Annotated in this window: 12 protein-coding genes; 8 read left to right on the forward strand and 4 right to left on the reverse strand. The window is 64.0% G+C overall.

Going from position 1 to position 12,917, the window contains the following annotated elements:
- Nucleotides 1-137: 137 nt before the first annotated feature.
- From JV551A3_RS07025 to tadA, 6 genes are all read left to right on the forward strand, one after another.
- On the forward strand, nt 138-578 hold the full coding sequence (locus tag JV551A3_RS07025) for a hypothetical protein (RefSeq protein ID WP_133970346.1): 441 nt from the start codon (nt 138-140) through the stop codon (nt 576-578).
- 2 nt (nt 579-580) lie between these two features.
- Nucleotides 581-1,240 carry a hypothetical protein gene (locus tag JV551A3_RS07030; RefSeq protein ID WP_133970345.1) on the forward strand — a complete coding sequence of 220 codons (660 nt, stop codon included), beginning with the start codon at nt 581-583 and terminating at the stop codon, nt 1,238-1,240.
- Entirely contained in the window at nt 1,233-1,898 is a 666-nt protein-coding gene (locus JV551A3_RS07035) for a hypothetical protein (RefSeq protein WP_177421259.1), read from the forward strand. Before JV551A3_RS07030 ends, JV551A3_RS07035 begins: the two co-directional genes overlap by 8 nt.
- Nucleotides 1,899-1,929: 31 nt before the next feature.
- A complete protein-coding gene (locus tag JV551A3_RS07040) occupies nt 1,930-3,402 on the forward strand; it encodes a M48 family metallopeptidase (protein WP_133970343.1) in 1,473 nt (490 codons plus the stop codon).
- Nucleotides 3,403-3,491: 89 nt separating this feature from the next.
- Complete coding sequence (locus JV551A3_RS07045; RefSeq protein WP_133970342.1) at nt 3,492-4,874, forward strand: multicopper oxidase family protein; 1,383 nt, start codon at nt 3,492-3,494, stop codon at nt 4,872-4,874.
- Nucleotides 4,874-5,353, forward strand: coding sequence for a tRNA adenosine(34) deaminase TadA (tadA, locus tag JV551A3_RS07050; RefSeq protein WP_063911428.1), 480 nt, complete (start codon nt 4,874-4,876; stop codon nt 5,351-5,353). The genes JV551A3_RS07045 and tadA overlap by 1 nt, the downstream gene beginning before the upstream one ends.
- Nucleotides 5,354-5,464: 111 nt before the next feature.
- Here the strand turns inward: tadA and mltF are convergent, their stop codons facing one another.
- Nucleotides 5,465-6,922, reverse strand: coding sequence for a membrane-bound lytic murein transglycosylase MltF (gene mltF, locus JV551A3_RS07055; protein ID WP_112250883.1), 1,458 nt, complete (start codon nt 6,920-6,922; stop codon nt 5,465-5,467).
- A gap of 357 nt (nt 6,923-7,279) precedes the next feature.
- Between mltF and purL the strand changes: the two genes are divergently transcribed.
- Together purL and JV551A3_RS07065 are read left to right on the forward strand one after the other, a co-directional pair.
- The gene (gene purL / locus JV551A3_RS07060; protein WP_133970341.1) at nt 7,280-11,176 is read left to right on the forward strand and encodes a phosphoribosylformylglycinamidine synthase; all 3,897 of its coding nucleotides are present in this window, start codon (nt 7,280-7,282) and stop codon (nt 11,174-11,176) included.
- Nucleotides 11,177-11,179: 3 nt separating this feature from the next.
- A complete protein-coding gene (locus JV551A3_RS07065; protein WP_112250889.1) occupies nt 11,180-11,491 on the forward strand; it encodes a YqfO family protein in 312 nt (103 codons plus the stop codon).
- 103 nt (nt 11,492-11,594) lie between these two features.
- Here the strand turns inward: JV551A3_RS07065 and tatC are convergent, their stop codons facing one another.
- The 3 genes from tatC to tatA are packed head-to-tail and all read right to left on the reverse strand — an operon-like array spanning nt 11,595 to nt 12,891.
- Entirely contained in the window at nt 11,595-12,356 is a 762-nt protein-coding gene (gene tatC, locus JV551A3_RS07075; RefSeq protein WP_133970339.1) for a twin-arginine translocase subunit TatC, read from the reverse strand.
- Entirely contained in the window at nt 12,353-12,658 is a 306-nt protein-coding gene (gene tatB, locus JV551A3_RS07080) for a Sec-independent protein translocase protein TatB (protein WP_133970338.1), read from the reverse strand. Before tatB ends, tatC begins: the two co-directional genes overlap by 4 nt.
- Nucleotides 12,658-12,891, reverse strand: a complete 234-nt coding sequence (gene tatA, locus JV551A3_RS07085; RefSeq protein ID WP_133970337.1) for a twin-arginine translocase TatA/TatE family subunit — start codon at nt 12,889-12,891, stop codon at nt 12,658-12,660. Before tatA ends, tatB begins: the two co-directional genes overlap by 1 nt.
- Between the last annotated feature and the right edge of the window lie 26 nt (nt 12,892-12,917).

Here is a 12,917-nt window from a genome sequence, read left to right on the forward strand (position 1 = left end):
ATGGTAACGCGTGCACATTTTCAGCGACAGTCGTTGTGCGCAGGGCGCTGTCTGTTGTGCGAACCGGTCAACGGGGTTGGCAGTGCGGGCCAGGCTTATTTCAATGGGCGTTTGTTCCGCTTCAGGATGGAAAACACATGCTCGTTTATCGCAAATGGACAGCCCTGCTGGTGGCTGCGCTCAGCCTGTGGCTGGGCCAGGTTCACGCTGAACAACGGCCGGAAGTGGCCGACCAGGTAGTTGCCTACATGGGCACGCAAGGGGCCAAGGTATGGACGCTGCGCATCGGTGACCGCGCCGCCAACGAAGCGCTGGTGCAGATCGAAGGCGTCGATCACGACTGGAACATGCGCATCCAGAAAATGCAGGTGGAGAAAACCAGCCGGGATACCCGTTACTCCACCACCGTGGACGGCAAGAAATACGTGGTGCTGATCATCCAGGGCAGTTGGGGCGGCGAACTGTATTTGCCGGGTGAGGCGCAGCCACTGCAGGTCGGCTATTCGGAAGGGCTGTCGCATCAGGGCAATGCCCAGGCATTCCTCACCGATTACCTGGCGACGCAGGAGGCGCAATGACCATGAGCGAGTTCAACGACCCGCTGTCCGAGCTGTCCGGTTCGCTCGGCCAGGAATACGAGCAATCCCGTGCCGCCCAGCGCGACCGGGTGATCGCCGAACTCAAGCAAGTGATCGAGCGTGTGCCCGAGCAGAGCGAGTTCACCAATTCCCGGCGTTACCGGGTCTGGGGGCCGATACTGTTGCTGGGCTCGCTGATTCTCACAGCCGTCTGCTTCAACCTGGAACGTATGGGCGCGGTCGCAGCCTGTGCCTTCACGGTCTTCATCGCCGCCGCGGTGACTTGGCAACATCGCAATGCCGGTACCCAGGTGTTCATGCGCCTGACCCGCCGGCAGTTGTTCGTCGATACGCTGGACGCCCCGGTAAACATGGCCGAAGTGGAGGATGTTTCGGTCAAGGATGAAGGGCTGGTCACGGTGCAGACGCTGGAAATGAGCAGCGAAGCCGTGCTTCCCAAGCACCACGTGGTGAAACTGCAGTTCTTCGGCAACCAGGCCATGGTGCTGAAAAAGCCGCAGCCGCAGGTGCGCATCATGTCCGCAGGCTTGGCCAGCAATGGCCGCAAGCTGGACAACGAGGAAGTGCTCGCAGTGCTGGCGGCTTACCGCGATGCGGCCCATGCGCAACGGCAACTGGATCTGTTGCAGGCTGATGAATAACGACGAACGCGAAGCCCACCTGGCGTATCTGCAGGCGCAGGCCGATGGCCCGGTCGAGGGCTTCGAACTGCGCGAGCGCTCGCTTGGCAAGGCGCTGGCCTGCGCCTTGACCGGCCTGTTGCTTGCCGGGCTGGGTGCATGGCTGATAGCGCTGGCGGTGCTGTTCGCCCCCCAGGCGAGCAGCGGCGCCATATGGCTGCTCTCTGCTTTCGGCCTCGGCCTGGCCGCCACCGGGGCGGCGGCGCTGGCATGCGCCGCAGCGCTGTACCGCCGCCATGGCAAGCGGGTGCTGAGCGTTACGCCCGATAGCTTGTGCTTCACCAATGCGCAGGCGCCGACACCCCTGCATGCCTTCGACGGCTTCGAGGTCGAGCAGCGATATTTCAGCACCCGGCTGATCTTTACCGTGTCGGCGGCCGGCAGCGCGCCAACGCTGGCGCCGGCCTGTTTCAAGGCGTTGGCCTCGCCTGACGCTGTAGCCGTGGCGGGCGGACTGCGCGTCAGCTTGTGGTTGTGCACCCCTGTCGTAGCCGGGCGCCGCCTTGCCCTGCAGGAACTGGTGGACCTGCTCTATGCCTATCTGCAAGCGGCCCAGGCCAGGCACACGTTGGCGCAACTGTTTCCTGGCGTGGCGCGCCTGGGTGAAGCGGCCAGATGAGCCTGGGCGTGACCATCGGCGCTCTGGAGCAATGAAGCGCTTCGGTTGGGGCCTGATCCTGCTACTGTTGCCACTGGTGTTGTTCGGCTGGGGTAATGTGCAGTACTGGCGGGCCGACACGGCGCAGGATCAGGCCCGCACCATACGGCAATGGCTGTCGGCCCCGAGCGAGGCGTTGCTACAGCAATTGCCGTGGGAAGCCCGCAAGGAGCTTGCCAGGCATGTCGAGCCGCGGCAGGCCCTGCAGCGCCGACTGGACCTGCTCGATGCGGATCGCCACTGGGTAAGCGTACGCAAAGTGATGGCCAGCGTGAGCTGCTGGCTGGCATTGGCTGCTTTGCTGGTCGGCCTCTGGGCCTGGCTCAAGCTGAAGGCAGACGCTTGGCGGGCGCTGCGCTCTGCGGCGTACCTGAATGAGCGCATGATGGCCAGCTGGCAGGGCCTGGGCTGTTGCTTGAGCATCTACATGGCCATGCTTGCCGGTTCGCTGTGCCTGGCGTTGCTCTATGAGGCCAGTTCCGGAGCGAGCCGCGCAGCGCAGGGCGGCATGAGCGTGCTGGTCGTGGTGCTGCCGCTGGCCTCTGTCCTGGTTGTGTGTGTTCGCCAGGCCTGGCGAATGCGCAGGCAGTGGCCGCTGATGCAGTCTCCGACCGCCAGGTTTCTCGCCCGCCCGCTCGGAAGGCAGGCGACGCCAGCGGTGTGGCAGTGGATCGAGGCCTTGGCAACGCAGCTGCAAGCGCCGACCCCGGACCATATCGTGGTCGGGCTTGACCAGGGTTTTTTTGTCACCAGCGTGCCGGTCCTGCTGCAGCCCGGCGGGGAGGTACTCACGGGGCGCACGTTGTATCTGCCGCTACCATTGCTGACTGCCTTGAGCCAAGCCGAGGCGGCTTCGATCATCGGCCACGAACTGGGCCATTTCAGGCGCCGTGATACGGAGCGAGGCAGCGAAACCAGCGCACGTTTCAGCCTGATGTGCGCGCAGTATTCTGCGATGGTCGGCGACGAGGATGCTCCGCCCTGGGTGGTTCGGCCGACCTTGTGGCTGGCCGGGCAGTTCTTGCACCATTTCCAGATTGCGGTTCATCACTGGGGGCGTGCACAAGAATTGCTGGCTGATCGGGCCGGTGCCGAGGTCGCTGGCCCGAAGCTGTTCGTACAGGCGCTGCTACGGGCGATTGCCCTGGGCAGGGTAATCGACGGCTTGCTGCTCGCCCACGGTGGCAGCAACCTGCTGCAGGTGCTGGCATCGCACCTGCAAGGCACGCCGTTGCAACTGGGTGAGGAAGTGCTGGGGCTGGCCAACCCCCATCCGTTCGATACGCACCCCGAAATCGCCACGCGCCTGCAGAACCTGAACGTCCTGCTCGACCCACAACTGCTCCAGGCCGCCTTGCGGGTGCCGTCCGCGGATGACCAGCAGTGGTTCAACGCGCTTTGTGCTGCCCCCGGCAATACTGCCGAGGGCAAGGCTGCGGAAAGCAGTGCAAGAGACTTCACTTAATATTTCCCATTTGCAGGTGTATCGTATTCGCCCTTCATCGCCAGCCATGCTGGCAGCTTGATTGCGCAGAACACGAGGTACCCGCACCGATGTCCTTCACCCGTCGACAAATGCTCAAGGGCCTGACCGGCCTGGTTGTGGTTGGCCTGGGCGCCGGTGGCGCGGCGCGTTACTGGCTGGGCAAGGTCGAAGATGACAACGCCGGGCATGACTATGAGCTGATCGCCGCACCGCTGGACGTCGAGCTGGTGCCGGGCTTCAAGACCGAGGCCTGGGCCTTCGGCCCGTCTGCCCCGGGTACCGAGTTGCGCGTACGCCAGGGCACCTGGCTGCGGGTGCGCTTCATCAACCACCTGCCGGTCGAAACCACCATCCATTGGCACGGCATTCGCCTGCCGCTGGAAATGGACGGCGTGCCCTATGTGTCGCAACTGCCGGTCAAGCCTGGCGAGTACTTCGACTACAAGTTCCGCGTGCCGGACGCCGGCAGCTACTGGTACCACCCGCATGTCAGCAGTTCCGAGGAGCTGGGCCGTGGCCTGGTCGGCCCGCTGATCGTCGAGGAGCGCGAGCCGACCGGCTTCAGGCATGAGCGCACGCTGAGCCTGAAGAACTGGCACGTGGACGAGCAGGGGGCCTGGCTGCCTTTCAGCATTCCGCGAGAAGCCGCGCGCAACGGCACCGCCGGGCGCCTGATCACCATCAATGGCCAGGCCGATTCAGTCACCGAGTTGCCAGCCGGCCAGGTGGTGCGGGTGCGTCTGCTGAACCTTGATAACACCTGGACCTACCGCATCAACCTCAAGGGCAACTGCGAGGCAAAAATCTATGCCCTGGACGGCAACCCGGTAAACCCGCGCCCACTGGACGATGACTACTGGCTCGGCCCGGGCATGCGCATCTGCCTGGCTATCCGCATTCCCGAGGCGGGGCAGGAGATCTCCCTACGCGACGGTTTCGTGCGCCTGGGCACCTTGCGTTCGGTAGCCAGCAACGACGCGCCGAGCGACTGGCCGCCGGCGCTACCGCCCAACCCGATTGCCGAGCCGGATCTGGAAAACGCCGAAAAGCTCAACTTCAATTTCGAATGGGCGGCGAAAGTCTCGGTCACTACGGATCAGGATAAGCCTTCGAGCATGTGGCAGATCAACGGCCAGGCCTGGGACATCACCGACAAGACCTGCGCCGAGCGCCCTATCGCCACGTTGCAGAAGGGCAAGAGCTACATCTTCGAGCTGAAGAACATGACCCAGTACCAGCACCCGATCCACCTGCACGGCATGAGCTTCAAGGTGATCGCCTCCAACCGCCACGACATCACCGAGCCGTGGTTCACCGACACCTACTTGCTAGGCAAGAACGAACGCGCCCAGGTGGCGCTGGTGGCGGATAACCCGGGCACCTGGATGTTCCACTGCCATGTCATCGACCACATGGAAACCGGCCTGATGGCCGCGATCGCGGTGGTCTGATGCGTCCGCAGATCATCGATCGCAGTCGTGATCAGGAATTCATGCGCCTGGCCCTGGCCCTGGCCGCAGAAGGCGCAGCCATGGGCGAGGTACCGGTGGGCGCGGTGCTGGTGCAGCACGGGCAGGTGATCGGGCAGGGCTTCAATCGGCCGATCATCGACAGTGACCCCAGCGCGCATGCCGAGATGGTGGCCATTCGCGCGGCGGCGAAATCGGCGAGTAATTACCGGCTGCCCGGCAGCACTCTGTATGTGACCCTGGAACCGTGCAGCATGTGTGCGGGGCTGATCGTGCATTCACGGGTCATGCGGGTAGTGTACGGCGCGCTGGAGCCCAAGGCAGGGATCGTGCAGAGCCAGGGGCAGTTCTTCGGGCAGGGCTTCCTGAACCACCGGGTGATGGTGGAGGGCGGGGTGCTGGCGGAAGAGTGCGGGCAGATTCTCAGCGACTTCTTCAAGGCTCGCCGGGCCAAGTCTTGACCTGTTTCGGCCCCTTCGCGGGTAAACCCGCTCCCACAGGAATACCACTATCTCCAAAACCTGTGATGTACCTGTGGGAGCGGGCGAGCCCGCGAAAGGGCCCGTGCAGGCTTACATCGGCGGCGACTGCTCCGCCGGCTTGTCCTTGTTCACCCCGGGCACATGCAGGCTGCCCTCGGCCACCTGGCCTTCGAGCTGCGGCTGGGTCACCCAGGTAAGAATGTCGTAGTAGCGACGGATGTTGGCCACAAAGTGCACAGGCTCGCCGCCCCGCGCGTAACCGTACCTGGTCTGCCGATACCACTGCTTCTGCGACAGCCGCGGCAGCATCTTCTTCACGTCCAGCCACTTGTTGGGGTTGAGCTTCTCGCGCTTGGCCAGAGTGCGGGCGTCTTCCAGGTGGCCGCTGCCGACGTTGTAGGCGGCCAGGGCGAACCAGGTGCGGTCCGGTTCCTGGATGCTGTCGTCGAGCTCTTCCTTGATCTTCATGAAGTATTTGGCGCCGCCCTGGATGCTCTGCTTCGGGTCCAGCCGGTTGGACACGCCCATGGCCTGGGCGGTGCGCTGGGTCAGCATCATCAGGCCGCGTACGCCGGTCTTGGAAGTGACCTCAGGCTGCCACATCGATTCCTGATAGCCGATGGCGGCCAGCAGGCGCCAGTCCACCTGTTCGACCTTGGCGTAGCTCTTGAAGTGCTTTTCGTACTTGGGCAGGCGCTGCTGAAGGTGCTGGGCGAAGGTGTAGGCACCCACGTAGCCCAGTACGTCGACGTGGCCGTAGTAGCGGTCCTTCAGGCGTTGCAGGGTGCCGTTCTTCTGCGCCTTGTCGAGGAACTCGTTGACCTCGTTGAGCAGGCTGTTGTCTTCGCCGGCCGCCACCGCCCAGCGCTGGTCGCGAGTGTCGCCCAGGTCGAAGGCGACCCGTACGTTGGGGAAGTACACCTGGTTCATCGCCAGCTCGTTGGAGTCGACCAGGGTCAGGTCGATCTGGCCTTCGTCGACCATACGCAGCAGGTCGACCACCTCGACGGCGTCGGATTCTTCGTATTCCAGGCCCGGATACTGCTTTTTCAGCTCGGCCAGCTGGTCGGCGTGGCTGCTGCCCTTGAGCACCATGATCTTCTTGCCGACCAGGCCCTTGGCGTTGGTGGGGCGGGTGCGGCCGTTGCGGTAGATGACCTGTGGGGTCACTTCCAGGTAAGGGTGAGAGTACCTGACCTGGGCCTTGCGCCGTTCGCTGGTGACCAGGCCGGCCGCCGCCAGCACCGGGCCGGAGGGCTTGCCGAGGCTGTCGTACAGCTCGTCGAGGTTGTCGGCGGTCTCGATCTGCAGCTTCACGCCGAGATCCTCGGCGAAATGCTGGACCAGCTCGTATTCGAAGCCGGTTTCGCCGTTGCGGTCCTGAAAGTAGGTGGCCGGGCTGTTGCGGGTGATCACGCGCAGCACGCCATCCTCCTTCACGCGCTCGAGGGTGCTGGGTTTTTCAACGCAGGCACCGAGCAGCAGAAAGAGTCCGGTTGCGAAAAGCCATCTGGCGCAACGCTGGCGCAAAGCAGTGTGGGCGAACATAGGTTGCAGTATACGCAAAGGACTGGCCCAACCATATCTCGACAACTGTTAGCTTGTCTGGTAGCGGTTTGTGTGCCATGGCGGCCTGGTCCCCTTGTAGGAGCGGCCTTGTGTCGCGATGGGGCGCGCAGCGGCCCCAGGGATATTTGCGGCGGAGCTGAAAATCTGGGGCCGCTGCGCGCCCCCATCGCGACACAAGGCCGCTCCTACAAGGCGCGTGAAACAGGTGTATTTTTTTGACCCGAAAGTCCGGTTCCGCCGCCCGGCAGGCGTGGCGTAGAGCGGGTGCCGAAACCCTTCGAATTAGGCTAGAATGCACGGCCTCTAAGCACACCCCTTCCTGAGGCTGTCCCGACGATGTTGATCCTGCGCGGCGCTCCTGCCCTTTCTGCCTTTCGCCACGGTAAATTACTCGAGCAACTGAGCCAGAAAGTCCCCGCTGTTACTGGTTTGTATGCCGAATTTGCCCACTTCGCCGATGTCGACGGCGAGCTGACCGCCGACCAGCAGCAGGTGCTGGGCCGTCTGCTCAAGTACGGCCCGAGCGTGCCGGTACAGGAGCCGAGCGGCCGCCTGTTCCTGGTCGTGCCGCGCCTGGGCACCATTTCGCCTTGGGCCAGCAAGGCCAGCGACATCGCCCATAACTGCGGCCTGCAGTCGATTCAGCGCCTGGAGCGCGGTATCGCCTACTACGTTGCCGGCAGCCTGAGCGAAGCCGACGCCGAACTGATCGCCGCCGAGCTGCACGACCGCATGACCCAGCGCGTGCTCGGCCAGCTGGAGCAGGCCGCTGACCTGTTCAGCCATGCCCAGCCCAAGCCGATGACCTCGGTGGACATCCTCGCCGGTGGCCGTGACGCCCTGGCCAAGGCCAACATCGACCTCGGCCTGGCCCTGGCCGAAGACGAGATCGACTACCTGGTCAACGCCTTCCAGGGCCTCAAGCGCAACCCGAACGACATCGAACTGATGATGTTCGCCCAGGCCAACTCCGAGCACTGCCGCCACAAGATCTTCAACGCCAGTTGGGACATCGACGGCCAGGCTCAGGAAAAGAGCCTGTTCGGCATGATCAAGAACACCTACCAGATGCACAACGAAGGTGTGCTGTCTGCGTACAAGGACAACGCCTCGGTGATCGTCGGCAACGTTGCCGGCCGTTTCTTCCCGAACCCTGAAACCCGCCAGTACGGCGCGGTGCAGGAGCCGGTGCACATCCTGATGAAGGTGGAAACGCACAACCACCCGACCGCCATCGCCCCGTTCTCCGGCGCCTCCACCGGCTCCGGCGGCGAAATACGCGACGAAGGCGCGACCGGCCGTGGCGCCAAGCCCAAGGCTGGCCTGACCGGCTTCACCGTGTCCAACCTGCGCATCCCAGGCTTCGAACAGCCGTGGGAGCAGGCCTACGGTAAGCCCGAGCGCATCGTCGACGCCCTCGACATCATGATCGAAGGCCCTCTGGGTGGCGCTGCGTTCAACAACGAATTCGGTCGCCCGGCCCTGACCGGTTACTTCCGTACCTTCGAGCAAGCCATCAACACCCCGCACGGTGAAGAAGTGCGCGGCTACCACAAGCCGATCATGCTGGCCGGTGGCATGGGCAACATCCGTGAAGACCACGTGCAGAAGGGCGAGATCACCGTCGGCGCCAAGCTGATCGTGCTCGGTGGCCCGGCCATGCTGATCGGCCTGGGCGGCGGCGCCGCTTCGTCGGTGGCTACCGGTGCCAGCTCGGCAGACCTGGATTTTGCCTCCGTTCAGCGCGAAAACCCGGAAATGGAGCGCCGTTGCCAGGAGGTCATCGACCGTTGCTGGCAGCTGGGCGACGCCAACCCGATCGCCTTCATCCACGACGTTGGCGCCGGCGGTATCTCCAACGCCTTCCCTGAGCTGGTCAACGACGGTGGCCGTGGGGGCCGCTTCGAGCTGCGTAACGTGCCCAATGACGAGCCGGGCATGGCCCCGCACGAAATCTGGAGCAACGAATCGCAGGAGCGTTACGTGCTGGCCGTCAGCGCCGTCGACTTCGAGCGCTTCAAGGCAATCTGCGAGCGTGAACGTTGCCCGTTTGCCGTAGTGGGTGAAGCGACTGAAGAGCAACACCTGACCGTAAGCGACAGCCACTTCGGCAACACGCCGGTAGACATGCCGCTCGACGTACTGCTGGGCAAACCGCCACGCATGCACCGTTCGGTTACCCGCGAAGCCGAGCTGGGCGATGACTTCGACCCGAGCAAGCTGGACCTGGACAATGCCGTTCAGCGCGTCCTCAGCCACCCGGCCGTAGCCAGCAAGAGCTTCCTGATCACCATCGGTGACCGCACCATCACCGGCCTGGTAGCTCGTGACCAGATGGTCGGCCCGTGGCAGGTACCGGTGGCCGACTGCGCCGTCACCGCCACCAGCTTCGACGTCTACACCGGTGAAGCCATGGCCATGGGCGAGCGTACCCCGCTGGCATTGCTGGATGCCCCGGCGTCCGGCCGCATGGCAATTGGCGAGACACTGACCAACCTGGCTGCCTCGCGCATCGAGAAGCTGTCCGACATCAAATTGTCGGCCAACTGGATGTCTGCCGCCGGCCACCCAGGTGAAGACGCCCGCCTGTACGACACCGTCAAGGCTGTCGGCATGGAGCTGTGCCCGGAGCTGGGCATTACCATTCCGGTCGGCAAAGACTCGATGTCGATGAAGACCAAGTGGAGCGACGAGGGCGTCGAGAAGAGCGTTACCTCGCCAATGTCGCTGATCATCACCGGCTTCGCCCCGGTCACCGACATCCGCAAGACCCTGACCCCGCAACTGCGCATGGACAAGGGCGAGACCGACCTGATCCTGATCGACCTGGGCCGCGGCAAGAACCGCATGGGCGCCTCGATCCTGGCCCAGACCTACGGCAAGATCGCTGCCCAGGCACCGGACGTCGACGACGCCGAAGACCTGAAGGCGTTCTTCGCCGTGATTCAGGGCCTGAACGAAGATGGCCACCTGCTGGCCTACCACGACCGCTCCGACGGCGGCCTGGTCACCACCGTGCTGGAAATGGCCTTCGCCGGCCACTGCGGCCTCGACCTGCAACTCGACCCGCTGACCGACAGCAAGGCCGAGGTGGCCGCCATCCTCTTCAACGAAGAGCTGGGCGCGGTCATCCAGGTTCGCCAGGATGCCACCCCGGACGTGCTGGCACAGTTCAGCGCCGCTGGCCTGGGCGAGTGCGTCGCGGTGATCGGCAAGCCGGTCAACAACGGTGAAGTGTCCATCAGCCTGAACGGCGAAGTGCTGTTCGACGACGACCGCCGCATGCTGCAGCGTCAGTGGGCCGAGACCAGCTACCAGATCCAGCGCCTGCGCGACAACGCCGACTGCGCCGACCAGGAATTCGACCTGCTGCTCGAGGAAGACAACCCGGGCCTGTCGGTCAAGCTGGGCTTCGACGTCAACGACGACATCGCCGCGCCGTACATCAAGAAGGGCGTGCGCCCGCAAGTGGCCATCCTGCGCGAACAGGGCGTCAACGGCCAGGTCGAAATGGCTGCTGCCTTCGACCGTGCCGGCTTCGCTGCCATCGACGTGCACATGAGCGACATCCTCGCTGGCCGTGTCGACTTCGAGGCCTTCAAGGGCCTGGTCGCCTGCGGTGGCTTCTCCTACGGCGACGTGCTGGGTGCCGGTGAAGGCTGGGCCAAGTCGGCGCTGTTCAACAGCCGCGCCCGCGATGCCTTCCAAGCCTTCTTCGAGCGTACCGACAGCTTCGCCCTGGGCGTGTGCAACGGTTGCCAGATGATGTCCAACCTGCACGAGCTGATCCCGGGCACCGAGCACTGGCCGCACTTCGTGCGCAACCGCTCGGAGCAGTTCGAGGCGCGTGTGGCCATGGTCGAAGTGCAGAAGTCCAACTCGATCTTCCTGCAGGGCATGGCCGGTTCGCGCATGCCGATCGCCATCGCCCACGGTGAAGGCCATGCCGAGTTTGCCAGCGAAGAAGCACTGCTGGCAGCTGACCTGTCCGGTTGTGTGGCCCTGCGCTACGTCGACAACCATGGCAAGGTCACCGAAGCCTACCCGGCCAACCCGAACGGCTCGCCGCGTGGTATCACCGGCCTCACCAGCCGCGACGGCCGCGTGACCATCATGATGCCGCACCCGGAGCGTGTGTTCCGTGCCGTGCAGAACTCGTGGCGCCCGGATGAGTGGCAGGAAGATGCCGCGCTGATGCGTATGTTCCGTAACGCACGGGTGTGGGTGAACTAAGGCGTGTACAAGCTCGCCTTCTTCGTCCCCGCCAGCCACGTCGAAGTGGTCAAAGCCGCTGTGTTCGCCGCGGGTGGCGGGCGCATCGGTGACTATGACCACTGCGCCTGGCAGGCCTTGGGCCAGGGCCAGTTCCGCCCACTGGACGGCAGCCAGCCGTTCCTCGGGCAAACCGGCCAGGTCGAGGTGGTGGAAGAGTGGAAGGTGGAGCTGGTGGTGGCTGACGACCTGATTGCCCAGGTCGTCGCTGCACTCAAGCAGAGCCACCCGTACGAGACGCCTGCCTACGAAGTCTGGCGGCTCGCCGAGTTCTAGACCGCATCAAGGCTATTCGCGGGTAAACCCGCTCCCACAGGGATCGCACAACTCTCGGATATTGTGCGATCCCTGTGGGAGCGGGTTTACCCGCGAAGAGGCCCTACAATCCAGCGACAATCTCCTTGCCTGGCTCAGGCCGCTTCAACCATCCACAAGCCAGCAACCCCACCTCGAATAGCACCCACATCGGCACCGCCAGCATCGTCTGCGAAAACACATCCGGCGGCGTCAGAATCATCCCCACCACAAAGCAGCCGACGATCACGTATGGCCTGCTGCGCCGCAACATAGCCACATCGGCCAACCCCACCCAGACCACGATAAATGTCGCCACCGGGATCTCGAAAGCCAGCCCGAACGCCAGAAACAGCGCGAGGATAAAGTCCAGGTACTGGCTGATATCGGTCATCATCGCCACGCCCTCCGGTGTCACGCTGGCAAAGAAGCCGAACATCATCGGGAACACCAGGAAAAACGCGAACGCCATGCCGGCATAGAACAGAACGATGCTCGATATCAGCAATGGCAGGGCAATGCGCCGTTCACGGCGGTACAGCCCCGGTGCCAGAAAGCCCCAGGCCTGGTGCAGCAGCAGCGGCATGGCGACGAACACTGCGCACATCGCGGTCAGCTTGAACGGCGTCAGGAACGGCGAAGTGACGCTGGTAGCGATCATGCTGGCGCCTTCCGGCAAAAAGCGCCGCAACGGTTCGGAAATCAGCGTGTACAGCGTCTGGGCGAAGGGGAACAGCCCGGCGAACACCAGCGCCACCAGCGCCAGGCAACGCACCAGGCGTTTGCGCAGGTCGCGCAGGTGTTCGGTCAGCGGCATGTTCGCCGTCGGGTCCATGGCAATGCTCATGAAGCGTTTTCCTTGGTGGCGGCGACCGTGGCCGCATCATTGGCCGGCTCCGCTTTCAGGCTGATGCCTTGGCGGATCTCCTGTTCCAGGCGCTGCAAAGGCGCACGGTCGAGATTGGGCAGCTCGACAACGCCCAGATCGATCTCCCGCTCCACCTGCGTACGCAGGGCGTGCATGGCCTTGCGGGCCTGGCCCAGGCCGCGCCCGAGGGTGCGTGCCGCCACCGGCAAGCGCTCCGGGCCCAGCACCATAAGCGCGACGATGCCGACCAGCAGCAACTCGCTGAAGCCTACCTCGAACATCAGGGCTGACGGTCCGCTTGCGGTTGCTGCGTACCCTGACCGGTCAACGGGCACTGTTGCTGCACCTGCGTGTGCGCTGGGGGAATGGTGCCAGTTTCACCGCCCATGGACTTGCGAAAACCCTGGATCGCCTCGCCCACATCGCTGCCCAGGCCCTTCAGGCGCTTGGTACCAAACAGCAGGAATACGATCAGCAGTACGATCACCAGTTGCCAGATTCCGATGCCACCCATTGCGACCACTCCTGTAAGGTCATGAA

The organism is Pseudomonas inefficax, from assembly GCF_900277125.1.
In the GTDB taxonomy this organism is placed as follows: Bacteria; Pseudomonadota; Gammaproteobacteria; order Pseudomonadales; family Pseudomonadaceae; genus Aquipseudomonas; species Aquipseudomonas inefficax.